This window comes from Sulfurimonas sp. HSL1-2 (assembly GCF_039645565.1).
In the GTDB taxonomy this organism is placed as follows: Bacteria; Campylobacterota; Campylobacteria; order Campylobacterales; family Sulfurimonadaceae; genus Thiomicrolovo; species Thiomicrolovo zhangzhouensis.
This window is the reverse complement of record NZ_CP147914.1, coordinates 1,262,432-1,287,013: the sequence shown is the minus strand read 5'-3', so window position 1 is coordinate 1,287,013 and position 24,582 is coordinate 1,262,432. Positions and strand designations below refer to the sequence as shown.

Annotated in this window: 26 protein-coding genes, 1 tRNA gene and 1 other RNA gene; 23 read left to right on the top strand and 5 right to left on the bottom strand. The window is 55.2% G+C overall.

What is annotated here, in order from left to right; genetic code table 11:
- Nucleotide 1 precedes the first annotated feature (1 nt).
- The 9 genes from fumC (at nucleotide 2) to rnpB (ending at nucleotide 7,366) form a co-directional block, all read left to right on the top strand.
- On the top strand, nucleotides 2-1,393 hold the full coding sequence (gene fumC / locus WCX18_RS06590) for a class II fumarate hydratase (RefSeq protein WP_345986839.1): 1,392 nt from the start codon (nucleotides 2-4) through the stop codon (nucleotides 1,391-1,393).
- A 24-nt stretch (nucleotides 1,394-1,417) separates the two neighbouring features.
- A complete protein-coding gene (gene sucC / locus WCX18_RS06585; protein ID WP_345986838.1) occupies nucleotides 1,418-2,587 on the top strand; it encodes an ADP-forming succinate--CoA ligase subunit beta in 1,170 nt (389 codons plus the stop codon).
- Between the two features lie 3 nt (nucleotides 2,588-2,590).
- The gene (sucD, locus tag WCX18_RS06580; protein WP_345984335.1) at nucleotides 2,591-3,463 is read left to right on the top strand and encodes a succinate--CoA ligase subunit alpha; all 873 of its coding nucleotides are present in this window, start codon (nucleotides 2,591-2,593) and stop codon (nucleotides 3,461-3,463) included.
- The gene (locus tag WCX18_RS06575; RefSeq protein WP_345986837.1) at nucleotides 3,463-3,759 is read left to right on the top strand and encodes a heavy-metal-associated domain-containing protein; all 297 of its coding nucleotides are present in this window, start codon (nucleotides 3,463-3,465) and stop codon (nucleotides 3,757-3,759) included. The genes sucD and WCX18_RS06575 overlap by 1 nt, the downstream gene beginning before the upstream one ends.
- A 72-nt stretch (nucleotides 3,760-3,831) precedes the next feature.
- The gene (locus tag WCX18_RS06570; protein ID WP_345984333.1) at nucleotides 3,832-4,149 is read left to right on the top strand and encodes a 4Fe-4S dicluster domain-containing protein; all 318 of its coding nucleotides are present in this window, start codon (nucleotides 3,832-3,834) and stop codon (nucleotides 4,147-4,149) included.
- Between the two features lie 9 nt (nucleotides 4,150-4,158).
- The gene (locus tag WCX18_RS06565; protein WP_345986836.1) at nucleotides 4,159-5,313 is read left to right on the top strand and encodes a 2-oxoglutarate synthase subunit alpha; all 1,155 of its coding nucleotides are present in this window, start codon (nucleotides 4,159-4,161) and stop codon (nucleotides 5,311-5,313) included.
- A complete protein-coding gene (locus WCX18_RS06560; protein ID WP_345986835.1) occupies nucleotides 5,313-6,167 on the top strand; it encodes a 2-oxoglutarate ferredoxin oxidoreductase subunit beta in 855 nt (284 codons plus the stop codon). Before WCX18_RS06565 ends, WCX18_RS06560 begins: the two co-directional genes overlap by 1 nt.
- Before the next feature lie 11 nt (nucleotides 6,168-6,178).
- On the top strand, nucleotides 6,179-6,742 hold the full coding sequence (locus WCX18_RS06555; protein ID WP_345984330.1) for a 2-oxoacid:acceptor oxidoreductase family protein: 564 nt from the start codon (nucleotides 6,179-6,181) through the stop codon (nucleotides 6,740-6,742).
- 301 nt (nucleotides 6,743-7,043) lie between these two features.
- An RNA gene (gene rnpB, locus WCX18_RS06550) (RNase P RNA component class A) lies at nucleotides 7,044-7,366 on the top strand.
- A 24-nt stretch (nucleotides 7,367-7,390) separates the two neighbouring features.
- On the opposite strand, the gene WCX18_RS06545 is transcribed toward rnpB, so the two are convergent.
- Nucleotides 7,391-8,014 (bottom strand): TetR/AcrR family transcriptional regulator, encoded by a 624-nt coding sequence (locus WCX18_RS06545; RefSeq protein ID WP_345986834.1) that lies wholly within the window; start codon nucleotides 8,012-8,014, stop codon nucleotides 7,391-7,393.
- Nucleotides 8,015-8,233: 219 nt separating this feature from the next.
- Here WCX18_RS06545 and WCX18_RS06540 point away from each other — a divergent pair, with 219 nt between their 5' ends.
- Complete coding sequence (locus tag WCX18_RS06540) at nucleotides 8,234-8,854, top strand: hypothetical protein (protein ID WP_345986833.1); 621 nt, start codon at nucleotides 8,234-8,236, stop codon at nucleotides 8,852-8,854.
- Between the two features lie 193 nt (nucleotides 8,855-9,047).
- On the opposite strand, the gene WCX18_RS06535 is transcribed toward WCX18_RS06540, so the two are convergent.
- Together WCX18_RS06535 and WCX18_RS06530 are read right to left on the bottom strand one after the other, a co-directional pair.
- Nucleotides 9,048-9,728: a copper resistance protein B gene (locus WCX18_RS06535; protein ID WP_345986832.1), complete on the bottom strand. Its 681-nt coding sequence runs from the start codon at nucleotides 9,726-9,728 to the stop codon at nucleotides 9,048-9,050.
- Nucleotides 9,725-11,461 carry a copper resistance system multicopper oxidase gene (locus WCX18_RS06530; RefSeq protein WP_345986831.1) on the bottom strand — a complete coding sequence of 579 codons (1,737 nt, stop codon included), beginning with the start codon at nucleotides 11,459-11,461 and terminating at the stop codon, nucleotides 9,725-9,727. The genes WCX18_RS06535 and WCX18_RS06530 overlap by 4 nt, the downstream gene beginning before the upstream one ends.
- A 187-nt stretch (nucleotides 11,462-11,648) precedes the next feature.
- On the opposite strand from WCX18_RS06530, the gene WCX18_RS06525 reads away from it, so the two are divergent.
- The 4 genes from WCX18_RS06525 to WCX18_RS06510 all read left to right on the top strand — a co-directional run bounded on the left by WCX18_RS06525 (nucleotide 11,649) and on the right by WCX18_RS06510 (nucleotide 13,978).
- A complete protein-coding gene (locus tag WCX18_RS06525; RefSeq protein WP_345986830.1) occupies nucleotides 11,649-12,923 on the top strand; it encodes a citrate synthase in 1,275 nt (424 codons plus the stop codon).
- Entirely contained in the window at nucleotides 12,920-13,117 is a 198-nt protein-coding gene (locus WCX18_RS06520; protein WP_345986829.1) for a hypothetical protein, read from the top strand. The genes WCX18_RS06525 and WCX18_RS06520 overlap by 4 nt, the downstream gene beginning before the upstream one ends.
- 147 nt (nucleotides 13,118-13,264) lie before the next feature.
- Nucleotides 13,265-13,810: a response regulator gene (locus WCX18_RS06515; RefSeq protein ID WP_231018057.1), complete on the top strand. Its 546-nt coding sequence runs from the start codon at nucleotides 13,265-13,267 to the stop codon at nucleotides 13,808-13,810.
- Nucleotides 13,811-13,903: 93 nt separating this feature from the next.
- Nucleotides 13,904-13,978 (top strand) — tRNA-Glu (locus WCX18_RS06510).
- A gap of 357 nt (nucleotides 13,979-14,335) precedes the next feature.
- On the opposite strand, the gene WCX18_RS06505 is transcribed toward WCX18_RS06510, so the two are convergent.
- Nucleotides 14,336-14,869: a hypothetical protein gene (locus WCX18_RS06505; RefSeq protein ID WP_345986828.1), complete on the bottom strand. Its 534-nt coding sequence runs from the start codon at nucleotides 14,867-14,869 to the stop codon at nucleotides 14,336-14,338.
- Between the two features lie 142 nt (nucleotides 14,870-15,011).
- Between WCX18_RS06505 and gltX the strand changes: the two genes are divergently transcribed.
- From gltX to WCX18_RS06490, 3 genes are read left to right on the top strand one after another with little or no spacing between them, the layout of a single operon-like run.
- Nucleotides 15,012-16,310: a glutamate--tRNA ligase gene (gene gltX, locus WCX18_RS06500; protein ID WP_345986827.1), complete on the top strand. Its 1,299-nt coding sequence runs from the start codon at nucleotides 15,012-15,014 to the stop codon at nucleotides 16,308-16,310.
- A complete protein-coding gene (locus tag WCX18_RS06495) occupies nucleotides 16,307-16,603 on the top strand; it encodes a YggT family protein (RefSeq protein WP_345986826.1) in 297 nt (98 codons plus the stop codon). The genes gltX and WCX18_RS06495 overlap by 4 nt, the downstream gene beginning before the upstream one ends.
- 2 nt (nucleotides 16,604-16,605) lie before the next feature.
- On the top strand, nucleotides 16,606-18,243 hold the full coding sequence (locus WCX18_RS06490; protein WP_345986825.1) for a transglycosylase SLT domain-containing protein: 1,638 nt from the start codon (nucleotides 16,606-16,608) through the stop codon (nucleotides 18,241-18,243).
- Here the strand turns inward: WCX18_RS06490 and WCX18_RS06485 are convergent.
- Nucleotides 18,179-18,652: a hypothetical protein gene (locus WCX18_RS06485; protein ID WP_345986824.1), complete on the bottom strand. Its 474-nt coding sequence runs from the start codon at nucleotides 18,650-18,652 to the stop codon at nucleotides 18,179-18,181. The genes WCX18_RS06490 and WCX18_RS06485 overlap by 65 nt on opposite strands.
- A gap of 141 nt (nucleotides 18,653-18,793) precedes the next feature.
- On the opposite strand from WCX18_RS06485, the gene mobB reads away from it, so the two are divergent.
- The 6 genes from mobB (at nucleotide 18,794) to WCX18_RS06455 (ending at nucleotide 24,466) form a co-directional block, all read left to right on the top strand.
- Nucleotides 18,794-19,297, top strand: a complete 504-nt coding sequence (gene mobB, locus WCX18_RS06480) for a molybdopterin-guanine dinucleotide biosynthesis protein B (RefSeq protein ID WP_345986823.1) — start codon at nucleotides 18,794-18,796, stop codon at nucleotides 19,295-19,297.
- The gene (locus WCX18_RS06475; protein ID WP_345986822.1) at nucleotides 19,297-20,151 is read left to right on the top strand and encodes a class 1 fructose-bisphosphatase; all 855 of its coding nucleotides are present in this window, start codon (nucleotides 19,297-19,299) and stop codon (nucleotides 20,149-20,151) included. The genes mobB and WCX18_RS06475 overlap by 1 nt, the downstream gene beginning before the upstream one ends.
- Entirely contained in the window at nucleotides 20,138-20,341 is a 204-nt protein-coding gene (locus WCX18_RS06470; protein WP_345986821.1) for a hypothetical protein, read from the top strand. Before WCX18_RS06475 ends, WCX18_RS06470 begins: the two co-directional genes overlap by 14 nt.
- A gap of 17 nt (nucleotides 20,342-20,358) precedes the next feature.
- Nucleotides 20,359-22,299: a methionine--tRNA ligase gene (gene metG / locus WCX18_RS06465; RefSeq protein ID WP_345986820.1), complete on the top strand. Its 1,941-nt coding sequence runs from the start codon at nucleotides 20,359-20,361 to the stop codon at nucleotides 22,297-22,299.
- A complete protein-coding gene (locus WCX18_RS06460) occupies nucleotides 22,296-23,294 on the top strand; it encodes a hypothetical protein (RefSeq protein ID WP_345986819.1) in 999 nt (332 codons plus the stop codon). Before metG ends, WCX18_RS06460 begins: the two co-directional genes overlap by 4 nt.
- A gap of 77 nt (nucleotides 23,295-23,371) precedes the next feature.
- A complete protein-coding gene (locus WCX18_RS06455; protein WP_345986818.1) occupies nucleotides 23,372-24,466 on the top strand; it encodes a sodium:proton exchanger in 1,095 nt (364 codons plus the stop codon).
- Nucleotides 24,467-24,582: the final 116 nt, after the last annotated feature.

The following is a 24,582-nucleotide window of genomic DNA, read 5'->3' as shown; positions in this document are numbered from 1 at the left end:
TTTGGACTACAGAATCGAAAAGGATACGATGGGGGAGATGCAGGTCCCCAAAGATGCGTACTGGGGTGCCCAGACGCAGCGTTCGATCCAGAATTTCCGCATCGGTGAAGAGACGATGCCGTACGAGATCACCCGTGCGTTTTCCTATCTGAAAAAAGCCGTTGCCCTGGTCAACATGGACCTGGGCAAGCTTGATGCGAAAAAAGCGGAGGCGATTGCCCAGGCGGCGGACGAGATGCTCGCGGGCAAACTCGACGGCAACTACCCGCTCGTCGTATGGCAGACCGGTTCCGGTACGCAGTCGAACATGAACAACAACGAGGTCCTTGCCAACCGAGCGACGGAGATCCTCGGCGGAGACTTCCGCACAGAGAAGCTTGTTCACCCGAACGACGACGTCAACAAGTCCCAAAGCTCCAACGATACCTACCCGACGGCCCTGCACGTCGCGTCTGTCATCGCCGTCGAAGAGCGCCTGCTCCCGGCGATCGCCAAGCTCAAAGCGACGCTCCAGGCGAAAAGCGAAGAGTTTGCCGATCTGGTCAAGATCGGCCGTACGCACCTTCAGGACGCGACACCGCTGACCCTCGGTCAGGAGATCAGCGGCTGGGTCGAGATGCTCGCCAAGTCCGAAAAGATGGCCAAAGACTCCCTGGAAGCGGTGCGCGAACTCGCGCTCGGCGGAACGGCAGTCGGTACGGGCCTCAACGCCCACCCGGAACTGGGTGAACGCGTCGCGGCGAAACTGTCCGAACTGACGGGCCACGATTTCGTCACGGCACCGAACAAGTTCCACGCCTTGACGTCCCACGACGCGCTTGTCTTCGCGCACGGCGCTCTCAAGGCGCTGGCGGCGGACATGATGAAGATCGCCAACGACGTCCGCTGGCTCGCATCCGGCCCGCGCTGCGGCATCGGCGAGATCTCCATCCCGGAAAACGAGCCGGGTTCCTCCATTATGCCGGGCAAGGTCAACCCGACGCAGAGCGAAGCGGTCACGATGGTCGCCTGCCAGGTCATGGGGAACGACGCGACGATCGGTTTTGCGGCGTCCCAGGGGAACTTCGAGCTGAACGTTTTCAAGCCGGTGATCGCCTACAACTTCCTGCAGTCCGTCCGCCTGCTCGCCGACAGCATCGTCTCTTTCAACGACAATGCAGCCGTCGGCATCAAGGCAAACGTTGAGAATATCGAACACTTCCTCAACGACTCGCTGATGCTCGTTACGGCGCTCAACCCGCATATCGGCTACGAAAATGCGGCGAAGATCGCCAAAACGGCGCACAAAAACGGCACGACCCTCAAGGAAGAGGCGGTCAACCTCGGCCTGCTGAGTGCCGAAGAGTTCGATAAATACGTCGTTCCGGGTGACATGATCGCCCCGAAAGCGTAACCTAATAAAGGAGGAGAAGAGAATATGAATATCCATGAATATCAGGCGAAACAGATTTTTGCCAAATACGGTGTCCCGACGCCGCGCGGCATCGTTGCCAATACGGCAGACCAGGCGGTAAGAAACGCTGCAGAACTGGGTGGCGACATCTGGGTTGTCAAAGCGCAGATCCACGCAGGGGGCCGCGGCCTCGGCGGCGGTGTCAAACTGGCACGTTCGCTTGATGAAGTCGGTGAACTGGCGACGCAGATCCTCGGCATGAATCTGGTGACACACCAGACAGGCCCGGAAGGCAAACTCGTCCAGAAGGTCTACATCGAAGAGGGTGCGGACATCAAAGACGAACTCTACCTCGGCGTTGTCCTCGACCGTGCGAAAGAGATGCCGGTTATCATGGCCTCCACCGAAGGCGGTATGGAGATCGAGAAGGTTGCTGAAGAGACACCGGAGAAGATCATCAAGGTCGCCATCGACCCGACGATCGGTTTCCAGGGCTTCCACGGCCGCGAACTCGCTTTCGGCCTCGGTCTGCCGAAAGAGGAGCAGGGCAAGTTCATCAAATTTGCCGCAGCGCTCTATAACGTCTACATGGAAAACGACGCGGAGATGATCGAGATCAACCCGCTGATCAAAACCGGCGCAGGCGACTTCCTCGCACTCGACGGCAAAATGGGCTTTGACGACTCTGCACTGGGCCGCCACCCGGACATCGAGGATATGCGCGACATTTCCGAAGAAGACGCGGACGAGCGCGAAGCAAGCCGCTTCGGCCTCTCCTATGTCTCCCTCGACGGCGAGATCGGCTGTATGGTTAACGGTGCGGGCCTCGCAATGGGGACGATGGACACCATCAACTATATGGGCGGTACGCCGGCGAACTTCCTGGACGTCGGCGGTAAAGCGAACGCGGAAACCGTTGCAAAGGGCTTTGAGATCATCCTCAAGAACCCGAACGTCAAAGCGATCTTCGTCAACATCTTCGGCGGTATCGTCCGCTGTGACCGTATTGCCAACGGTATTCTCGAAGCAACAAAACTGGTCGACGTCCATGTCCCGGTCATCGTCCGCCTCGACGGTACGAACGCCCCGGAAGCGGCGGAGATCCTCAGAAACGCCAATATCGCGAACGTTATCGCGGCGGAAGACCTTGCAGACGGTGCAGCCAAAGCCGTCGCAGCAGCGAAAGGAGAGTAATTAATGTCAATTCTTGTAAACAAAGATACCAAAGTTATCGTTCAGGGTTTCACAGGGAAAGAGGGTACTTTCCATGCTGAGCAGTGTATCGCCTACGGCACACAGATCGTCGGCGGTGTTACCCCGAACAAAGGCGGCCAGGAGCACCTGGGCAAACCGGTTTTCAATACGGTCAAAGACGCGGTAGACACGACGGGTGCCACCGTCTCCATGATCTTCGTTCCGCCGGCATTCGTCGGTGACGCCGTCATGGAAGCGGCGGATGCCGGTATCGAACTGGCCGTCATCATTACCGAAGGCGCACCGGTCCGCGACATGATGTACGCGAAAATGTACGCGACGAAAAAAGGGATGAAGACGATCGGGCCGAACTGCCCGGGTATCATCACTGCCGAAGAGTGCAAGATCGGGATCATGCCGGGTATGATCTTCAAAAAAGGGAACGTCGGCCTGATCTCCAAGTCCGGTACCCTGACGTACGAAGGTGCAAACCAGGTCGTCAAGCAGGGCTTCGGTATCACGACGGCCGTCGGTATCGGCGGTGACCCGATCATCGGTCTTTCCTATAAGCAGCTGCTCCCGCTCTTCGAAGCGGACCCGGAAACGGAAGCGATCGTTATGATCGGTGAAATCGGCGGAGACTTGGAAATTCAGGCAGCCGCATTTATTAAGGAAAATATCACCAAACCGGTTGTAGCTTTTATCGCGGGCCAGACCGCGCCGAAAGGTAAACGTATGGGCCACGCCGGAGCGATCGTCTCCGGTGCAGCCGGTACGGCGGCCGAGAAGATGGCAGCCCTCGAAGCGGCCGGTGTCAAAGTCGTCGTTTCGCCTGCCGAGATCGGCAAAGCGGTCGCAGAGGTCCTTTCAAAGTAATGAAAGAGAGTGTCGCCGTCGCTAACGTCCGCTGCAGCGGTTGTGCGGCGACGATTACAAAGGCACTCGAAGCCGAAGGGTTTACATCCGTTGAAGTCGATTTGACGTGTGAGCCTCGTATCGTAACAGCAGATGTTGGCGACGAGGCGCGATCAGCACTATTCAAATCGATTTTACGTGGCCTGGGTTATCCTCTTGCAGAAGAGCAGGTCAGCGGATTGGACGCAGCGGGACTGAAAGCGAAAAGCTTCGTCTCCTGCGCCGTCGGAAAATTTTCAACCAAAAGCGATGAGTAGGGGATCCTCATAAAGGACTCGCAGGAGTCTTTTATGAGATCCCTTATCTCGCAAATAAATGGAGGAGTATTAATGTTTCAGACTGAAAAACCGGGTGACGTCCCTGTCTGGGTCAACACCAACAACTGTAAAGCATGTGATATCTGTGTTTCCGTCTGCCCTTCGGGCGTTCTGGGGATGCGTTATGAACCGACATCTACACTGGGCGCGATGATCTCCATCGACCACCCGGAAGCGTGTATCGGCTGTAACGAGTGCGAACTCACATGTCCGGACTTTGCGATTTATGTTGCAGATAAGAAAGAGTACAAATTTGCGAAGCTGACAGACGAAGCAAAGGCACGCCAGGCGGCGATCGTTGCTAACAACTATATGTCACTTGAGCAGTAAGGAGTAGGAATGTCAAGAATTGTAATTTCAACAGGTAACGAACTGGCGGCGAAGGCTGCCGTTGATGCCGGCGCACGTTTCTTCGGCGGTTATCCGATTACACCGTCTTCCGAAGTTATGCACGAAGCATCCGATCTGCTGCCGGCAGTCGGCGGCGTCGCGATCCAGATGGAAGATGAGATCGGCGGTATTTCCGCAGCCCTCGGTGCTTCCATGACCGGTACGAAGTCGTTCACGGCGACATCAGGCCCGGGTATCTCCCTCAAAGCGGAGCAGATCGGTCTGGGCTTTATCGCCGAGATCCCGCTCGTTATCGTCAACGTCATGCGCGGCGGCCCGTCAACGGGTCTGCCGACACGTGTTTCCCAGGCGGATATCGGCCAGGCGAAATACCCGACACACGGTGACTACGCCTCTATTACCCTCTGTGCAGGTTCCCTGACAGAGTGTTATACGCAGACGGTCCGCGCTTTCAACCTCGCGGAAAAGTACATGACACCGGTCTTCATGCTTCTGGATGAGACGATCGGTCACATGCACGGTAAGGCGGAACTCCCGGACCTCGAAGAGGTCGAAGCGAGCATCGTGAACCGCGCGACCTTCGACGGTGCGCCGGCGGACTACCGCCCGTACGACGTTCCGATGAACCAGCCGGCGGTCCTGAACCCGATGTTCGAAGGGTACCGCTACCACGTTACGGGTCTGCACCACGGACCGACAGGCTTCCCGACGGAAGACGCGGAACAGTGCGAATTCAACATCGAACGCCTCACCGGCAAGATCAACACGGTCGCTGCACAAAACGACGGCCTTGACGATCTCCCGGATTACGAAGAGGTCCTGATGGATGACGCGGAAGTCTGTATCATCGCATACGGTTCCATCGCGCTGGGTGCCTTCGAAGCGGTTCAGAAACTGCGTGCAGAAGGGATCAAAGCCGGTCTCTTCCGCCCGATCATGATGTGGCCGAGCCCGGAAGCCGCGATCCGCAAGATCGGCGAACGCTTCGGTGACAAGATCATGGTGACCGAGCTGAACATGGGTCAGTACTCTACGGAAATCGAACGTATCGTTCGCCGTAACGATTTCACGCGCCTGCTCAAAGCAAACGGTCGCCCTATCGCGCCGGCAGAGATGGTAGCAAAAGTTAAGGAGATGATGTAATGGCTTTTAACTACGACAAATACCTTCGTGTAGACAAGATGCCGACACTCTGGTGTTGGGGCTGTGGTGACGGTGTCATCCTCAAAGCGACGATCCGCGCGATCGAGAAGATGGGATGGGACATGGACAAAGTCTGTGTCGTTTCCGGTATCGGCTGTTCAGGACGTTTCAGTTCTTACATCAACTGTAATACGATTCACACGACACACGGTCGTACCGTTGCGTACGCCACCGGTGTCAAGCTTGCAAAACCGCAGGCGCATGTTATCGTTGTCGCCGGTGACGGTGACGGTCTGGCGATCGGTGGTAACCACACCATCCACGGTTGCCGCCGTAACATCGACCTGAACTTCATCCTGATCAACAACTTCATCTACGGTCTGACAAACTCCCAGACGTCCCCGACGACGCCGCAGGGTATGTGGACCGTCAGCCAGAAGAACGGTAACATCGACCCGACGTTCGACGCATGTGCGCTGGCGATCGGTGCGGGTGCCTCTTTTGTTGCACGCGAAACGATGCTCGATCCGAAGAAACTCGAAAAAATCCTGGTCAAAGGCTTCAGCCATAAAGGTTTCTCTTTCTTCGACATCATGTCTAACTGCCACATCAACCTTGGCCGTAAAAACAAAATGGCGAGCGCGATGCAGAACCTCGAGTGGATCGACAGCATCACTATGCCGCTGCGCAAGTGGGAAGCCCTCTCTGACGAAGAGAAGAAAAATGTATTCCCGACAGGTGTCCTTAAAGAAGTTCAGGAGCCTGAGTACTGTGAATCTTACGATCAGATCAAAGCGGCTGCACAAGGCAAGCGTGCGAAACTGACGCAAGACGACTTCGAGAAAAAGATCTAAGGAGACATGAAATGAGACATACATTGCGCTTTACCGGTGTAGGCGGGCAGGGGGTTCTCCTCGCCGGCGAAATCATGGCGGCCTGTAAGATCAAAGACGGTGGTTTCGGTTTGAAGACTGCGACCTATACTTCCCAGGTCCGTGGCGGCCCGACCGTCGTTGACATTACGCTTGACGATGAAGAGATCCGCTACCCGTACGCGAACGAAGGCGAGATCGATTTCATGCTTTCCGTTGCGGACGTCAGCTACCAGTCTTTCAAGAAGGGTGTAAAGCCGGGCGGCGTTATCGTTGTCGACCCGAACCTGGTTCACCCGACAGACGAAGACCGTCAGACATGGACTATCGTTGAGATCCCCATTATTACGATCGCAAAAGAAGAGGTCGGTAACGTGATTACGCAGTCTGTTGTTGCGATGGCAATTGCCAACCAGATCACAAGCGTTCTCAACCCGGAATCCCTCCAAGAGGTCATGCTCTCCAAAGTACCGAAAAAAGTACACGAAGCGAACCTCAAAGCATGGGAACTCGGCGTCAAGTACGCAATCGAGTCCGGCGTTACGCTCGCAGCGTAAGGAAAAGGCGGCATCGGGCCGCTTTTTTTTGAGCCAATAACTAATATTATATAATATCTTATATAGCCACTTAACCCAAGAAAACAGTAGAAGAGGGCGCCGTTCATAGGATCGCAATCCATTATTCTTTTTTGGGCCGGCTACAATGCCGCAAAAAAAATCTCCCCGTATCTCTACAAATGACCAAAATGGTCTCGCATGTATTTTAAGAGCAGGGCGGGATGATTGGTATTTGGATGAGTATTGTAATATTATATAATATGCTTCCTGTTCTGATCGCCGGTCATATGCTATAATATCACCGGTACAACGAGCGATAGCTTGATTTTCAAGAGGAAAGTCCGGGCTGCCGTAAGACAGGGCTCCATCTAACGGATGGCCGGCGCAAGCCGAGGGACAGTGCAACAGAGAGCAGACCGCCGCGCAAGCGGTAAGGGTGAAACGGTGGGGTAAGAGCCTACCAGTTCCGCCAGCAATGGCGGAAGCTATGTAAACCCAGCCTGGCAGCAAGAAACAGATGGTAAGCGTCTTACAATGCTTTTGTTTCGCTGGAGGCATCCGGTAACGGATGCAGTAGATAAATTATCGCATCAACAGAACCCGGCTTACCGTTGTACCTTTCTTCCTTATCTCTTTTTTCCCATATATTTATTCACTGATCGATGACCAGAAGAGGTCGAGCTGTTTTTCAAATGCCGTCGACAGTGCCGTCGTAGGCATACCGTCAGCCTTCAGGAGACTGACCTGCAGCCGCAGGTAGAAAAGCTGTCCCAGGAAGGCATTGGCGAGCGTCATAGGGTCATTGGAGCGGATAAGGCCCTCCTGCATCATGATGAAGAAACCCGAAGAGAGTACCTTGATATTCGCCTCATGGAACTCCTGCCGGAAACCGCTGCGCAACACGTCATTCTGCATCAGTTCGATCAGCATGAAACGGAAGAGTTTTTCGTACTTTTTATCGAACGTCATCAGCTTGAATTCGGTCATGAATTTATGCAGGAAAGACCTTCCCTTTTTCGCATTTTCCTGTACAAAATCATCGGTCTTCTGGTGGGCAAAAGGCGAGGCGAAAACCCTCCCGGCGACGGCCAGGAAAATCGCTTCTTTGTTTTCAAAATGGTTGTAAAGCGCACTCTCCCTGATCCCGACTTTTGCAGCGATTTTGCGTACTGAAGCACCTTTGTAGCCATGTTCCGCGAAGAGATCCATGGCAGCTTCCTCGATCAGCTTCTTTGTATCGCCACCTTTCTTAAACTCCCTGTTTTCGGGCATTAATGACTCCTTATTAACGAATGTTCATGTTTTGGAAAGTGTATATGAACGTCCGTTAATTTATCCTTAATCAAAAGTGAACGATTGTTCTTTTTGTTCGCACAGTAAATTAACGTATGTTCATTTTGTTTATAAACAGTCAAGTGCCGGTCCGCTATAATCATTAGGTCTTAAAATCGCATTTGTCAGCTATTGATATTTTTTTATATGGAGTTGAGATTGAAACCGCTATTTATCAGTATTTGCAGCGTGCTTTTTATCGGCTGCAGTTCACCCACTATTATTGAAAAAGATGATCTGCTTCTAGGGTTTGAAATCGGACAGGAACGTCTGGCCCTCAGTACGGAAAAGATCGCCGAAGACCGTATCGGCATGCAGGGTCTCACGATCAGGCGTACGCTGTATGAAGTGCAGGGGGGACGGCATGTCGTCTACGAACTGGCCGTGACACAGCCGCCTTATCACTATCACTATGAGCTGGGACGTTCGCTTGATCTTATTTTTGCGGCCAGGAAGGTAACGCAAATCGACCGTATCGGTAACCTCGGCTTCTATGCCATCGAATGGAAAGAGGGCGGCGTCCTGCTCACGGTTGCCCAGAACATGCATCAACGCGGTATTAAGATGATCTACGGTCTCAGTGCGGCACAGATGGAAGAAGCGCTTGAGAGAGTCGGCAGCGTTCATGTAGCCAATCTGGAAGCGTTTAAGAGCATTTTGGTGCTTGACGGTGACAACTCCGCATTTAAAAGCCGCTGGGTACCGAAACTGCTGATCCTGGACATGTTAATTACGCGTCCGGCTATCCATCCGGTACCGAGACCGCTTATGCCAAAATAGTTTTTTACTTGCTCCTTGTTGCCATATTATTTAATGTAACTACTCATATTAAATAATGTCTATCGTGACTACAGCCTCAACACAGAATGGGGGAACGGCAACAGAAAACTTATTTCAAGAGAATATACATTATGTTAACTAAATAATATTCAATATGACAGATAGGCACTTCTATTCACTCCGCGCCCCGCTCTCAGAACCAGAATCGTATACCGACAACCGCCATTACCTCGTCCCTAGGCGTGTATTTTCTAGTATTGCCGATAGTTCCAGCGTATGCAACACCGATATAGGGTGCGAACTCCCGTATGAATTCGTAGCGCAGCCGCAGTCCCGTTTCGATCGAAGAGAGACCGGCCCCTGCTCCCAACTCTTCGACGTCACTGCTGTAGGCTTGCAGTTCGATGCGCGGCGTCAATACCAAACGCTGCCTCAATAGCATCTCATATTCTGCTTCGGCATTGAGCGCCACGGCCTGGTCGTTGACCATCAGCCGCAGACGTGTTTCAAAATAGTACGGGACAACTCCCTGCAGGGCCACTACTCCCCAGCCGACGCTTTTTCCGTCGGCGGTATCCGCTTCCGCGCCGATCTGTATATCCCAAAACGGTGCTAGGGCTCGGCTGTAGAGCAGCTCGTTCTGGCTTTCGCTCTCGCCGGGTTCTTCGCTCCCCTCGCTGTAGAGATAGGCTTTGTCAAGATCGTAGCCGGCGTAAGCGGAGACGTCCCACACCAGACGCTCCCACCTGCTCCACTTCCCCGAAGCCGTCTCCAGGCGGTCGGCAAGCAGCGTCGCGCGTAGGGGATCGTCGTTCATTTCCGCGAAAAGGGAAGCGGCAAGCAACAGCGCCGCGGCGTATGGCACCGCTCTCATAAGACTACCTCCACTTTTCGGAACATTCCGGGCATATGGTAGAGCATGTGGCAGTGATAGGCCCAGGCCCCTTCGGCATCGACGGTTACCCGGTAGCTGATCTTGCTGCCGGGCTGCACCAGCACCGTATGTTTGCGCACCAGCCCTGCCTCGTCGCCCGTCTCCAGGTCGCTCCACATGCCGTGAAGGTGCATCGGGTGGATCATCATCGTGTCGTTGACGAAAGTGATACGGAGCCGTTCGCCGTAATGAAACGTCAGCGGGGCCGCATCGGCATACCTGATGCCGTTGATCGACCACATGTACCGCTCCATATTGCCCGTCAGGTGCAGCACGATCTCCCGGTCGGGCGGCGGGGCGTCGGCGGTGGAATAGTAGTTGCGCAGATCGGCGTAGGTCAGCACCCTTCTGCCGTTCTCCCGGAGCCCTACGCCCGGATCGTCCAGCCGGTAGCGCGGGTTGGCCGCTTTCATTGTCGTTCCAATCCCGCGCCGCATCGGCAGCGGGGTGATCGGCCAGCTGCGCTTCTCCTCTTTCGGCATCTGCATGCCTCCGCCACACTTCATGGCGCCCGTATCGGTACCACCCTCCCCGGTCATGCCGCCCATACCCATATCGTCCATCGTCAGGGGCTGGGGAGGATCCATTGCCGGCCGCGCGGCATGCATCTTCGCTTTGGGGGCGAGGGTCGCTGCGGCATATCCCGAGCGTTCGATGCTCTGCGCAAAGATGCAGTAGGCCCTCTCTTCGGGCGCTACGATCACATCGTAGGTCTCCGCGACGGCGATGCGAAATTCATCGACTTCTACGGGCTTCACCGGGTTGCCGTCCGCCGCGACGACCGTCATCTTCAGGCCGGGGATGCGGACATCGAAGATCGTCATCGCTGACTGGTTGACAAAACGCAGCCGTATCTTTTCGCCGGTTTCAAAAAGCGCATGCCAATCCTCTGCGTTCGTGAATCCGTTGAGCAGATAGGTATAGGTATAGCCTGTGACATCCGAAAGGTCCCTGTCGCTCATGCGCATCCGGTTCCACATCGCACGGTGCTGCAATGCATCCCAAAACCCTTCGGCCCTCATTTCGCTTATGAAATCGCCCGCGGTGCGTTGGTTGAAGTTGTAATAGTCACTGTGCAGCTTGAGTTTCCGGTAGATCGTTTCGGGTTTTTCGTCGCTCCAGTCAAACAGCGAGACAACATAGTCGCGGTCGCTGACGACGGGGTCTTCGTCCTTCGGAACGATGACAAGTGTACCGTGTACGCCGCTCTGCTCCTGAAAACCGGTATGCGAGTGGTACCAGAACGTTCCGCTCTGGCGTACGGGAAAACGGTACGTGAACGTCTCACCGGGGGCAATACCCTTGAAACTGATATCGGGGACACCGTCCATTTGAAAGGGAAGGATAATGCCGTGCCAATGGATGGAGCTCGAGACCGGGAGGTTGTTCGTGACGCGAATCGTCACGGTATCGCCTTCGCGACATTTGAGCGTCGGCCCGGGGAGCATGCCGTTGACCGTTGTCGCCATAATGTCACGGCCGCTGACATTGACGATAGTGCGATCGATCGTCAGATGGAACTCCGTCCCCTCAAGCACAACGCTCTCCTGCCGCTTTAAAGGAGTAGTCTCCTCCGCCCCTTCCGTCGCCGACATCCCACTCCCGGCCAGCATTGCTGAAGCTGCCATACCCTGGAGGAGGAGACGTCTTTTTTTGTCCGGATGATCATACATTTCTGCTCCTTCTTAAATCATCATACCTGCCAAGTGTGTACGCACTGTGCAAATTTCCTCCTCTGTTTCATATCGGAAAGCATTGGGCATCGGAAAAAAAAACGATCATAAAGGATTCAGAAATGTTCAGCGCTTTGCGCTCGTTTTCAGGTATCCTCTGGAAGAATACATCGGAAAGGAGTTCGCCATGGCCACCGTGACCTTGACAGACAATCGCACTGGAAACAGCTACGAATTCAGTATCATGCATCCGACCGTAGGTCAGGATGTGATCGATATTCGGGATCTATTCAAACAGACGGGGATGTTTACCTACGATCCCGGATTTACTTCGACGGCCAGCTGCAGCTCAACCATTACCTATATAGATGGGGCCAAGGGTGAATTGCGCTACCGCGGCTACCCTATCGAAGAACTGGCGATGAAAAAGAGCTATCTTGAGGTCTGCTACCTGCTGCTCAACGGCGAACTCCCCTCTCCTGAGGAACTGGCTGCGTACGATTATGAATTTCGCAAGAGGGCGTATGTCCATGAAGGGTTGAAGAACCTCTTCTACTCTTTTCCGGACAACGCCCACCCCATGGCGATGCTCTCCTCCGCCGTCTCTGCGCTCTCGACCTTCTATTCGGAACATATCATGATGCGCAACGACGAGGACCTGCAGGTGATGCGCCGCCGTCTGCTTGCCAAGGTCCCTACCCTGGCGGCGTTCGCCTACCGGCGTTCCCTCGGGATTCCCTTCATCTATCCCGACCTTGAGCGCTCCTTTACCGAAAATTTTCTCTATATGATCCACGCCTATCCCGGGCAGAACCTGAAGATCCCCGAGGTGCAGGTGCGCGCCCTCGATACGATCTTCACACTCCATGCCGACCATGAGCAGAATGCCTCGACGACGGTGGTTCGGTCCGTTGCCTCGACGGGGGCGCACCCCTATGCAGCGATTACGGCGGGTATCAATGCCCTGTGGGGGCGGGCCCACGGCGGGGCGAACGAGTCGGTCATCGCACAGCTTGAATTCATCGGCTCCGTGGAGCGTGTTGACGAGTTTATCGCCCGTACCAAGGATCCCAATGACGATTTCAGGCTGATGGGATTCGGCCACCGCGTTTACAAAAATTTTGATCCGCGTGCTAAAATCCTGAAAAAGCTTCTTGACGAGATGAAAGACGAGCTCGATGTCGACAGCGAACTGCTGCAGATTGCCGAGAAGATTGAATCGGTTGCCCTCAGCGACGACTATTTTATTTCACGCAAGCTCTACCCTAACATCGATTTCTATTCGGGGCTGATCCTGACGGCGCTCAAAATCCCCAAGGAGATGTTTACAATTATATTTGTGATAGGCCGTACCGTCGGATGGCTTGCACAGTGGCTAGAATTCCATGCCGATGCGGAGAAAAAGATCGCCCGTCCGCGTCAACGCTATATCGGGCCTGAAACAAGGAGTGTACCTGAGTGAGTAAAAAAGAGGAATTGATCCACGACATTGAAAAACTGTTGAACGGCTACGGCGGTGATACCCATATCAACCCCGATATGCTCGCATTCATGGACGAGCAGACCCTCAAATCGATCATCGTTTCTCTCCTGGAACAGAAGGAAAAAACGGTCGAATCCAACCTCGAATGGCTCGAGCAATTTAAAAAATATTGATTTTTCCCATAAATTTAAGTTTGTGTAATTTAATTGTTACTATAATTTTGCAACGTAATATCACGAGTAAACAATTTTAATTCCATTAACGTTGTTTGCTGAATAACAGTGTAAAATACAGACAGAAATCATCATGAGGAAACAGAAATGAAAAATGTTGACCTGGTTCAGCTGACCGAAGAGACGAAAAAGATGAGTGCGATGGTCGTTGAAGACGAAGCAGTTGCAAACGAACTGCTCAGCTCAACGTTCAAGAACTTCTTTAAGGATGTTACATCCGCATTCAATGGTAAAGAAGCCCTGGAGCTTTTCAAAGAGAAAAAGCCGGATATCGTCTTTGTTGACATTATCATGCCGGAAATGGACGGTATCGAGCTTGCACGCAAGATCCGTGAGATGAACCCGCAGCAGATGGTCGTTGTCATCTCTGCAAGCAACGATATCCAGAAGATCTCCGAGACGATTGAAATCGGTGTCAACAGCTTCATCCAGAAGCCTATCGATACGAAAAAGATCATCGAACTGCTTCAAAACGTCACCAATATGGTCAAGCGGAAGAAAAAAGTTGAAACGAAGACCTTCTCCATCTCCCTGCCCCTTGACCTGTATGACCTCGTCAACGACAACGCCAAGGCGGAAAGCATCTCCAAAAATGCGGTCATTATCCGCGCCCTTCGCGAATTCTATATGTAATTTCATTTAAATGCCGCAAGATCGCGGCATTTAAGAGATTGTTAAGCGTCCCGGAAATATAATTTCGGCTCAACAAAATTGTTGTTACAAAGTGGCCCCATCGTCTAGCGGTTAGGATCCCAGATTTTCATTCTGGTTACCGGAGTTCGAGTCTCCGTGGGGTCACCACTTCCAAACTTCCTTTTTCAACATTTCCAAGTTTATTTCATCTTTAACGCTTTTGCCACTCTGTACGATTCTTTGTTCAAATTTATGCCTAAATGATCCTTTTGTAATGGAAGCCGCTTTTTATTCCGCGTGGAGTAGATTTGTCTGATGAATACGAAATATGCATTCAGAGGAAACCTCACATGACAGCGGAAGAAATTATTCTAGTTATTATCGCACTATTTGCCGCTTTTGTAGGAATCGGATCCATACAATACATTAACAGTCGATTTGAAAAAGAGGAGCGCCGGCGTCGCGAGGAGTGACGTTTTGTGCCTTTTTTGAGGTGTGCCCCAGAGCGAGGCACCTTTCGCCTATCTATTGCATCGAACGGATGGCGAGATTACCCATTTTCTCCAGGTAGGGATGCACCCCCTCTTCCCCCGATACCGTCTTTTTCAGTTCATCGAGAAAATAGCCCTGTGTCGCTTCGTCGGCGAGACTGAACGCGTAGAGGACCCATTCGGCGGTCGCCCCCTCCATCCCTTCGAGCGCATAGACCTGATCAAAGGTGAAATCCGATGGCAGCAGGGAGATCGCCGTGCGGTAGAATGCCGGCAGGTCGTACCGGATGAGCTGCTGCAGGGTCTCCGCTTCGATGGTCGCATCCACCTCTTCGATATCGGCCATGCCGACGACCAGCGCCTTGCCGAAAAGCAGCTTTTCGCCCAGAAAGAAGCCCTTCTGCCCTTTTTCAAACGCTTCGCCGCCGCTGTAGACCGTATGGGCCTTCAGCAGGGCGTTGCCGTCGACGAGCAGGGAGCCGAAAAGGGTGTAAAGGCTGTGGGGCTGTCCGTCGAAATCCTGGACGGAAACGGATTGGGTGTCGGGATCAATCAATAATGCTTTCATAGCGACAGTCTACCCCATTTTACATAGCGGCCGCCTAATCCGCCGGACGGGCGCAGCGTTGTCGTCACGATTAAATGTGATAGGCGGCTCCGCCATTAAGCTTGTTTCGTTAATATTTCACAAAAAAATCAGGAACCTTTCTATGCTGCGTTTTGCCCCAAGCCCGACAGGAGATATGCACATCGGAAACCTTCGCGTTGCCATTTTCAACGCCCTCCTCTCACGCCAGCGCAATGAGCCGCTGCTGATCCGGATCGAAGATACGGACAAAGAGCGGAACATTGAAGGCAAGGACAAAGAGATCCTGCAGATCCTGGCCCTTTTCGGGATCGAGTACATTGACGTTATCTATCAGAGCAACAACCTGCGTTTTCACCGTGCCATGGCGATCCAGCTGCTGCAGGAGAAGAAGGCCTTCAACTGTTTCTGTACCCCCGAGGAGCTTGACCGCAAACGCGAACTGGCCAAGGAACAGAAGAAGCCCTTCCGCTATGATGACGCCTGTACGCACCTTCCGCCCGAAGCGACGATCGACAACGAGAACCCGTTTACGGTCCGCCTGAAGCGCCCCGATGCGCCGATCACGGTCGAAGATATCATCAAGGGTTCGGCGACGTTCGACCCGGCGGATATCGACAGTTTCATCATCCTGCGCGCGGAAAAGTTCCCGACCTACAACTTTGCCTGTGCCATCGACGATATGCTCGGCGACATCTCCCTGGTCATCCGCGGCGAGGACCACTTCTCCAACACCTCCAAGCAGATCGCGATCCGCGATGCCCTGGGCTATGACAAGAAGGTCGAATACGCCCACCTGCCCATCATCCTCAACGACGAGGGCAAGAAGATGAGCAAGCGCGACAATGCGTCGAGCGTCAAATGGATGCTCGAAGAGGGGTTCCTGCCCGAAGCGATCGCCAACTACCTCATTCTCATCGGCAACAAGACGCCTGAAGAGGTCTTTACGATGGCCGATGCGGTGGCCTGGTTCGACCTTAAAAACATCTCCCGCGCACCGGCGCGTTTCAGCATCGACAAGCTGCGCCATATCAACCGCGAACACCTCCGCCGTATGGATGACAAAGAGCTCTCGCGCTACGTCGGGTTTGCCGACGATGCTATCGGGAGACTGGCCAAACTCTACCTGGAAGAGGCCAGCACGACCAAGGAGCTGAAGTCGAAGGTGGCAGCCGTGTTCGCGCCGAAGGAGATCCCGGATGAATTCGCCGAGAGTGCCGAGGCGATCCGCGCCGCCATCAAAGCGGCGCCCTACTTCGAAGCCTTCGACGATCTCAAGCAGCATGTCGTCGATACGACGGGCATCAAGGGCAAACAGCTCTTCAAATCCCTGCGCCTGCTGCTGACCGGTGCCGAACACGGTCCGGAGCTGGCCGACGTCTATACGGAGATCAAATCCTACCTCGGGGAGATCGTGAAATGAGTACGCTCGGCAGTATCATCGCCGGTCTCGGCGGAATCGTCCATACGCTCCTCAACGTCTACATCTGGGTCGTCATCATCGCCGCCCTGCTCACCTGGGTGCGCCCCGATCCGACCAATCCTATCGTGCAGGTGCTTTACCGCCTGACCGAACCGGCCTACGCCCTGCTTCGCCGCTACGTCCCGACCGTTTTTAACGGCATCGACCTCGCGCCGCTCATCATCATTATCGGTCTTCAGGTGATCGACGTCATCTTCGTCCGTTTGGTCTACGCGTTGGCAGGTGCGCTCTAAAAATGTTTCTGCGGGCCGCCCTCGCAACGCTGCTGCTCGGCGTGCTGCCGCTGTACGCTGATATCACCCTGGACGAAATCCGTTCCAAGCCCCCTTCAAACGCCCGCAATTTCATGATCTGGCAGTATCTCGACCAGAACATCACCTCCGCACAGGCCGACGAAGCGTTCTACCTGGTCCACAATGTCGGCCAGCGGATGTTCTTTGCGTACGCGCAGAAGAGCGACCGGCCTGAAGTCGCCTATACCGTGCAGTGCATGAAAATGGGCGTCAAGGAGCTGATCCGTACCGACGATTCCGGGTGCGCGAAGCTCGCAGTCTCTGTCGGAAAACTCTCCGCGATGCACAAAGACGCACGCGCACGGGTCGTCGACCTGGTGGGCGACCCCGGACTCAAAACGGCGGCCGAGGTCCTTGACGACACCAACCTCTCTGCGCACTACAGGCAATACAGTCCCGCCCTCTTTCTGCGGGTCTATAACGGCAGCTACGGCGACTCCAAACGCAGACAGTTCAACTTCATCCCCGATTACGACTATATGCAGGCGCTGGCGAAAGCGCCCGGTTTTACGACGGCGGTGATGAGTACGATCAATGATGAGAAGCTCTCAAAATTCGGCTGGGCCCTCACCAAGGTCGATGCCGTCGAGGGGCTTGATCCGCGGGGACTCTTTTACCTGGGGCTCAACCAGCTGCTGCGCGGATCAAAATCGCGGGCGATCGAACTCTTCCAGCGCTCCGGCGACAAGGCCTACTACCAGAGCGACAAGGATAAGGCACTCTTCTGGCAGGCGCTGGCTTCCGAGAAGAACGACCTGATGTGGAAGCTGCTGGCACAAAGCTGGGATATCAACTTTTACACCCTTTACGCGATGGAGAAGACGGGGACGTTCCCGGAAAACTACTATTCGCAGCTGCAGACGTCCGATGCCGTGTCAGACCTGAATCTCTCCGACCCCTTTGTCTGGAACGAGCTGCTGGACACCATCGGCCGAACGCCCAAAAACGAACTCTATGCGCTGGCCAAACGGTACGACGCGAAAAACCTCGTGCCGCTGCAGTCGTTTATCATCGAAAAGGCGTCGCGCTACCGGCTGCAGGGCTATGTCATGCCCTATGATGCGGAGCTGACGGACGTCGATACGGATACAAAGGCGATCATCTACGCGCTGATGCGCCAGGAGAGCCGCTTTATCCCGGCGGCGCTGTCGCACTCCTACGCCCTGGGGCTGATGCAGATGATGCCGTTTCTGTGCCGCGCGATGGACGGCCAGGTGGATTGCGGGCGCGAAACGCTGTTTGACATGTTCGACCCGCACATCAACCTGCTCTACGCCAAGCCCCATATCGCCTGGCTGCAGTACCGCGTCTACCACCCCCTTTTCATCGCCTATGCCTACAACGGGGGTATCGGCTTTACCAAACGCTACCTGCTCGACGACAAGTTCAACCCCGGCCCCTACGAGCCTTTTTTGAGCATGGAGCTGATGCGGACGACGGAAACGCGGGAGTACGGAAAGAAAGTGCTGACCAACTACGTGGTCTACAAGAAGATCCTGGGCGAGCCGGTCTCGCTTATTGATCTGTGTGAAACGTTACTTCACCCTTCAAAGACGGACCGGTTCCGAAAAACAAAGTAAGATTCGCCTCCTTCGTCGGACGGAAAAGCAGCTGGTAGTAGCGGTTCCACGGGTTGTTCAGCGGCATCAGCTCCCGCAGAGAGCAGTTCTCGTCCAGCTGGGCCAGGCCGACGGGCGTTTTGCCGTTGAGGGTGATGTTATACTCCTCGAGCGTCCGTCCGCCGCGGTCGAAAAGGGAGACGAAGAATGACGGCCGTTTGCCGTAGAGCTGCGGATCGACGGGGTTGAGGTGCAGGATGCTGATCAGGGCGGCGGTACGGTTGGCCTCGTCGGTCAGCGTCACGCGTTTGAGGTTGGCGACCGCCCTTTCATGCCGGCTGTCGAGCTTGCTGAAGTGGGTAAAAGCGCTCTCTTTGCTGCAGGCGGAAAAGAGCACCGCGGTGATCAAGAGGGTAGGCCAATAGCGCATAAGACTCCGGAGTACTTGGTTTGCAGCATTATAGCGGAATGTCGTCCTGCTGCCCATTTGCGCCCATCTTAAGAGATTTTCAACCATTGTGGACTATAATCCCCCATATTTAAAGGGAGAGCTCCCGGGGATGCAGTTACCATGAAAAAACGTCTTGCCGTTGCCTTTACCGGCCCTTCGAACAGCGGAAAAACGACACTGATCGTCAAAGTGGCCGCCAAACTGATGCATGAGCACGGCAAAGAGGTCGCCATCATCAAGAACGATCCGAAGGACAAAGCGCGCTTTGACATCCCCGGCAAGGACAGCTACAAGTTTACCGATACCGGCGCCGAGGTGATCGTGACGTCGCCCAGCCGTACCACCCTCTTCTCCCACCGCCACCATGAGCTTGACGAACTGATCAAGCTCTTCGGCCATTTTGACATCCTGCTCGTCGAAGGGCTTAAAACCCTGCCGCTGCCGCGGATCAGCATCTTCCGCGACCGTATCGACGAGGCCTATTTCCCCTATATGAATGCCCTCGCCGTCGACGACAGCGTCACGCTGGACGACTATGACCTTCCCGACAAGGTCGCCGTCCTCGATCTTAACGACCCCGACGCCGTCGTCGGGTGGATCCTCAACCATGCCAAGGAGATATAATGCAGACTCTCGCCCCCGTCTTTGAAGCCATCGAACGTGCCGCGCACCGTATTCACGAAGCGATCACCAACGAAGATACCGATTACTCGGCCCACTCCAACCAGTCCGGAGACGTTCAGCTCAAGCTCGACATCCAGAGCGACCTGATCATCGCCGAGGAGTTTTCCCGCATTCCGCTCGTCAAGGCGATCGCCAGCGAGGAGAAAGAGGAGGAGGAGATCCTGCACGAAGACGGGCAGCTCTGCATCGCCTACGACCCCCTCGACGGCTCCAGCCTGATCGACGTCGACCTGAGCGTCGGCTCCATTTTCGGCATCTACGACGGCGAATGGAGCGCGCAGAAAATGATCGCTTCCGTCTACGTCGTCTACGGCCCGCGCACCGAAATGGTGACGGCCTACAAGAACAACGTCCGCCACTACACCTGGCGCCACGGCCGCTTCAAAGAGCTCGAGCAGATCAAAATCGGCGAAAAGGGCAAGCTCAACGCGCCGGGCGGCACCCAGCAGCACTGGCCTTCCCACCACAAACAGCTCATCGACGGCCTCTTTGGCGAGGGGTACCGCCTGCGCTACTCCGGCGGTATGGTCCCTGACCTGCACCAGATCCTGCTCAAAGGGGGCGGCCTCTTCAGCTACCCGGGCACGACCGATAAACCCGACGGCAAACTGCGCAAGCTTTTCGAAGTTTTCCCGTTTGCGTTCGTCTATGAGATGGCCGGCGGCGAGGCGGTCGACGAGAAAGGGAACCGCCTGATGGACCTGCCCTGCAGCGACCCGCATGAAACGACCCCCTGCTTCTTCGGCTCCAAATATGAAATCGGCAAGGTAAAAGCGGCCTATGGCGCAGAGTGACGCGGAAAAAGACCGTTTCGAACTGCAGCTCGATGCGATGATCGAGAAACTGCAGGCGTGCCAGGCCGAGCACGGCGTCAAGAGCTGCAGCGCCTGCGAGCACTGCCTGGGATGCGACGTGCGCAAGAGCTACGTCGCCGCCGTCTACGACAGCATGTCCAAGGGCGAGACCGGCGGATTCGAATTTTAACAAGGATATTAGAGAGTATGAGCTATTACGTCACCACCCCCATCTACTACGTCAACGGCGAGGCGCACATCGGCCACGCCTATACAACCTTCATCGCGGATGCGCTGGCCCGCTACCACCGTCTGATCGGCGAAGAGGTCTATTTCCTGACGGGGACGGACGAACACGGCCAGAAGATCGAAGAGTCGGCGAAGAAGTTTGAGAAACCGACGCAGCAGTTCGCCGACGAGATCAGCGCCAGCTTCCGCAACCTCTGGGACGAATTCGGCATCAGTTTCGACCAGTTCATCCGCACGACGGACAAGGACCATATGACCGGTGTCCAGAAGGCGTTTGAGAAGATGTATGCCAAGGGGGATATCTACAAGGGCAATTACGAGGGTCACTACTGCGTCAGCTGCGAGACCTTCTTCCCCGAAACCCAGCTCATCGACGGGGAGTTCTGCCCGGACTGCGGCCGCTCGACCACTATCGTCAAAGAGGAGAGCTACTTCTTCAAACTCTCGGCGTATGAGCAGAAGCTGCTTGATTATTACGAAGCGCACCAGGACTTTATCCTGCCGAAATCCCGCCGCAACGAGGTGATCAACTTCGTCAAGGGCGGCCTTAATGACCTCTCCGTGACACGTACGAGCTTCACCTGGGGCGTGCCGCTGCCCGAATCCGTAGGCGACAGCAAACACGTCATGTACGTCTGGCTCGACGCCCTGCTCAACTACATCACGGCGCTCGGCTACGGCCGCGACGAAGCGAAAATGGACTTCTGGCCGGCACAGATGCAGCTCGTGGGCAAGGATATCCTCCGCTTCCACGCCATCTACTGGCCGGCGTTCCTGATGAGCCTGGACCTCCCGCTTCCCAAGCACATCGGCGCCCACGGCTGGTGGACCCGCGACGGCGAGAAGATGAGCAAGTCCAAAGGCAACGTCGTCAGCCCCAAAGAGGTCGCCGACGTCTACGGCCTGGAGAACCTGCGCTACTTCATGATGCGTGAAGTCCCCTTCGGTCAGGACGGCGACTTCTCCCAGCGCGCCCTGATCGACCGGATCAACTCCGATCTCAGCAACGATCTGGGGAACCTGCTTAACCGTATCATCGGGATGAGCGGCAAATACTCCGATTTCGTCATCGACAGTAGCGATGTCATGACCTACCACAAAGCGGAGATGGAGGAAGTCGAAGCCGTACTCGGCAGCGTCGAGCGGTTCCTGGACGAGGTCCAGACGCACCGCTTCCTCGAAGAGCTCTGGAAGCTCTTCACCATCGGGAACAAGGCGATTGAGGCGCATGCGCCGTGGGTCAAGATGAAAGAGGGCAAAAAAGAGGAGGCGCTGGCGCTGGTGGCCCTTGTTGCCAACATCCTTGCCAAAGCTTCCGTGCTGCTGCACCCTTTTATGCCGACCACGACGGCGACGATCGCGGATGCGCTCGGTTTTGCCATCGACACCAATGCGTATAACGATCTCGTCAAAGGCGGCAAGCTCCTGCCGACCTTCACGATCAAGCAGGTCCCGCCCCTCTTCCCGCGTATCGAAGCCCCGCTGATGGACCAGGCCCCGGCGGCACAGCCCAATGCCAAAGAGGAGGAGGCGCCGAAAAAAGCGAAAGCGGCGGCACCGGTCGAAGCGGACAACCTGATCACCATCGACCAGTTCTTCCAGACCCAGCTCAAAATCGGTACCATCGTCGAAGCCGAAGAGGTGCCAAAAAGCAAGAAACTGCTCAAGCTCCAGGTCGACGTCGGCGAGGAGAAACCGCGCCAGGTCGTGGCGGGCATCCGCGAGTATTACGAGGCGCAGAGCCTTGTCGGCACGCAGGTCTGTGTCGTCGCGAACCTGAAACCGGCCAAGCTGATGGGCATGGTCTCCGAAGGGATGCTGCTGGCGGCAAAGGATGACGAAGGCCTCTCGCTGATGCGCCCCGAAGCACCGAGAAAGGCAGGCAGTTCCGTCGGATGAGGCTCCAGAACCTCCTCTCATTGACGGGGGCGGAGATGATGTCCGACCCGGCGGTGACGCTTGTCGACGCCATTGTTCTTGACGTCCAGAAGGTGAGACGGGGTGATCTTTTTATCGCCTTTGACGCGGCGGACATCCCCAAGGCGGTGGCCAACGGCGCCTATGCAGTGCTCTATGAAGAGGCGTGTACGGTCACCGACCCCGAGATCGCCTGGCTGAAAGTGGAGTCGGTCGAATATACGCTGCTGCGCCTGCTGCGTTTCCGCATGCTGGAGAAGTCGCTGCATGTCTACAGCTGCGACGACGTCACCCTCGCCGTGGCCTCCCAGATGCTCAAAGATCCGCGCTGCTACGTCTGGCAGGGGACGCTCCGCACCCATTTCTATGATCTTTGGGACCTTCGTGAGGGCAGCTGGGTCTTCGTGCCCGAACGCAAACGCTGCGAGGATCTCTTCGTTCAGGTGCTGCCGCTTCCCAAGACGGGCAACGTTCCCGTCGACATTGCGGAACAGACCCTCTTTGAAACGTCTTTCGTCCTCGATGACGTCTATTACGAGCGGATGCAGCTCTCTCCCTTCTTCCTTCCCTACCTCGGCCATCTTTATCAATTCGCCAAGTCGCAGGGCCTGACATTCATTGTCGGCGGGATGCAGGGAAGCACGCACTTCGTTCCCGTCTTCGTCGGCGACGACCTCCGGGTCAAGACTTTCGGGCAGGGAGGCAAGGTGCTTATTTTCGAACCGGACCTCTCCTTGCTGCTGCGCGAGGTGGACTTTATCCGCAGTGAAGCGAAGTGGGCCAAAATCATCTATCTGATGCCGAAGGGTTCCGCCATGGCACCCGACGATCACGACACATTCTTGCTATATGAGACCCAAGAAGATATAATGCAGCTACTAAAAACGGTTCCTTTTCATTTTGCATTGATCGGCGGCCAGGACAAACGCCTGCTGGAGACGATGCATATCAAAACCGAAACACCAACCCTCTTCTAGGAGCAATTGCGTTGAACGCAGACCCCTCATCGAGTCCCCTGACGCTGCAGGAAGGACTCTCTCAAAATAAAATCGCCGTGTACGGGATTGTACTCGGTGTAATCGCTTTCGTTTTCCATCACTATCATAACGCCTATCTTGCTACGACACTCTCCGCCGTATCCATTGCCCTGCTCTCCATGACCGTCGCAGAAGTCGCCGAAGTACTCGCCGAGCGTCTCGAAGAGCCCTACGGCTCCTTCGTACTCACTTTCAGTGCCGTGATCGTCGAGATCATCCTGCTTTACATGGTCCTGATGACGTCGCACAATGACCCCAGAGCGGTCGACACTGTCAAAGGGGGGATCATCTCCGCCGTCATCGTGGACATGAACGTCCTGCTGGGCTTGGCGGTCTTTATCGGCGGGCTGGCGTTCAAAGAGCAGGAGCACAACGAAGATACTTCCAGTACCTACACGACAATCCTGCTCGTGGCGACCTCCGCGCTGCTGGTGCCGAGCATCATGCACTTTACCTCAGAGTCGCACCATGACCTGATCCTTGCCAGCAACATCATCGGGTTCGTACTCTTCTGTTTCTATATCGTCATTTTCATTTTCCAGACAAAGACACACTCTCACTTTTTCAAAGCGACGGCCCGCAGCCGCATCTTCCGCTACAAGCGCCGCCTGGCAGAAGGCGAAGAGGCCGATGAGGAGCAGCCGGACGCCTTCGAACGCCTTTCGACCGTCGGTAATTTTGTGGTCATCTTCGCCCTGATCGCCCTGATCGGCATCGTGGCGGAGATCTTCGCGGACGAAGGGATGTCGCTTGTACAGGAGTACGACTTCCCGGTCGGCCTGGCGGGTCTCATTATCGCGATCATCTCGGTCGCCCCGGAGATCATGACGGCGATTACGGCGGCGCGCAACGACCAGATCCAGCGGGTTATCAACATCGCCATGGGGGCCTCGACGGTGTCGATCATGCTGACGGTCCCGGCGCTGCTTGCGCTTTCCTACACGACCGCCCACCCGCTGACGCTGGACTTCAACACCCTGCAGGTCGGGGCGCTGATCCTGACCATTGTACTGGCATGGAAAACGACGGATGACGGCTATACGAACTATTTCGAGGGGACGTCGCACCTCTTTTTCTTTATCTGTTATGCCATTATTGCGGCGTTTTACTGATTGGAACGGCAAAGGAGCAAAAGCCCCTTTGCCTACGCTGGCCGCTGTGGCACTGAAGCACACTGCTGCTACCGGCAGCAGCGTAATGGAACATCAATCTTCAGAGGATAAAGGCG

Bases quoted from the DNA above. Each gene is read 5' to 3' on its own strand.
- WCX18_RS06485 (WP_345986824.1), bottom strand. From the start codon at position 18,652: ATGCGCTATTGGCCTACCCTCTTGATCACCGCGGTGCTCTTTTCCGCC.
- WCX18_RS06475 (WP_345986822.1), top strand. From the start codon at position 19,297: ATGCAGACTCTCGCCCCCGTCTTTGAAGCCATCGAACGTGCCGCGCAC.
- WCX18_RS06525 (WP_345986830.1), top strand. From the start codon at position 11,649: ATGGCCACCGTGACCTTGACAGACAATCGCACTGGAAACAGCTACGAA.
- WCX18_RS06530 (WP_345986831.1), bottom strand. From the start codon at position 11,461: ATGTATGATCATCCGGACAAAAAAAGACGTCTCCTCCTCCAGGGTATG.
- WCX18_RS06460 (WP_345986819.1), top strand. From the start codon at position 22,296: ATGAGGCTCCAGAACCTCCTCTCATTGACGGGGGCGGAGATGATGTCC.
- sucD (WP_345984335.1), top strand. From the start codon at position 2,591: ATGTCAATTCTTGTAAACAAAGATACCAAAGTTATCGTTCAGGGTTTC.
- WCX18_RS06505 (WP_345986828.1), bottom strand. From the start codon at position 14,869: ATGAAAGCATTATTGATTGATCCCGACACCCAATCCGTTTCCGTCCAG.
- WCX18_RS06575 (WP_345986837.1), top strand. From the start codon at position 3,463: ATGAAAGAGAGTGTCGCCGTCGCTAACGTCCGCTGCAGCGGTTGTGCG.
- WCX18_RS06470 (WP_345986821.1), top strand. From the start codon at position 20,138: ATGGCGCAGAGTGACGCGGAAAAAGACCGTTTCGAACTGCAGCTCGAT.
- WCX18_RS06495 (WP_345986826.1), top strand. From the start codon at position 16,307: ATGAGTACGCTCGGCAGTATCATCGCCGGTCTCGGCGGAATCGTCCAT.
- mobB (WP_345986823.1), top strand. From the start codon at position 18,794: ATGAAAAAACGTCTTGCCGTTGCCTTTACCGGCCCTTCGAACAGCGGA.
- WCX18_RS06535 (WP_345986832.1), bottom strand. From the start codon at position 9,728: ATGAGAGCGGTGCCATACGCCGCGGCGCTGTTGCTTGCCGCTTCCCTT.
- sucC (WP_345986838.1), top strand. From the start codon at position 1,418: ATGAATATCCATGAATATCAGGCGAAACAGATTTTTGCCAAATACGGT.
- WCX18_RS06490 (WP_345986825.1), top strand. From the start codon at position 16,606: ATGTTTCTGCGGGCCGCCCTCGCAACGCTGCTGCTCGGCGTGCTGCCG.
- WCX18_RS06565 (WP_345986836.1), top strand. From the start codon at position 4,159: ATGTCAAGAATTGTAATTTCAACAGGTAACGAACTGGCGGCGAAGGCT.
- WCX18_RS06570 (WP_345984333.1), top strand. From the start codon at position 3,832: ATGTTTCAGACTGAAAAACCGGGTGACGTCCCTGTCTGGGTCAACACC.
- WCX18_RS06560 (WP_345986835.1), top strand. From the start codon at position 5,313: ATGGCTTTTAACTACGACAAATACCTTCGTGTAGACAAGATGCCGACA.
- WCX18_RS06555 (WP_345984330.1), top strand. From the start codon at position 6,179: ATGAGACATACATTGCGCTTTACCGGTGTAGGCGGGCAGGGGGTTCTC.
- WCX18_RS06515 (WP_231018057.1), top strand. From the start codon at position 13,265: ATGAAAAATGTTGACCTGGTTCAGCTGACCGAAGAGACGAAAAAGATG.
- WCX18_RS06545 (WP_345986834.1), bottom strand. From the start codon at position 8,014: ATGCCCGAAAACAGGGAGTTTAAGAAAGGTGGCGATACAAAGAAGCTG.
- metG (WP_345986820.1), top strand. From the start codon at position 20,359: ATGAGCTATTACGTCACCACCCCCATCTACTACGTCAACGGCGAGGCG.
- gltX (WP_345986827.1), top strand. From the start codon at position 15,012: ATGCTGCGTTTTGCCCCAAGCCCGACAGGAGATATGCACATCGGAAAC.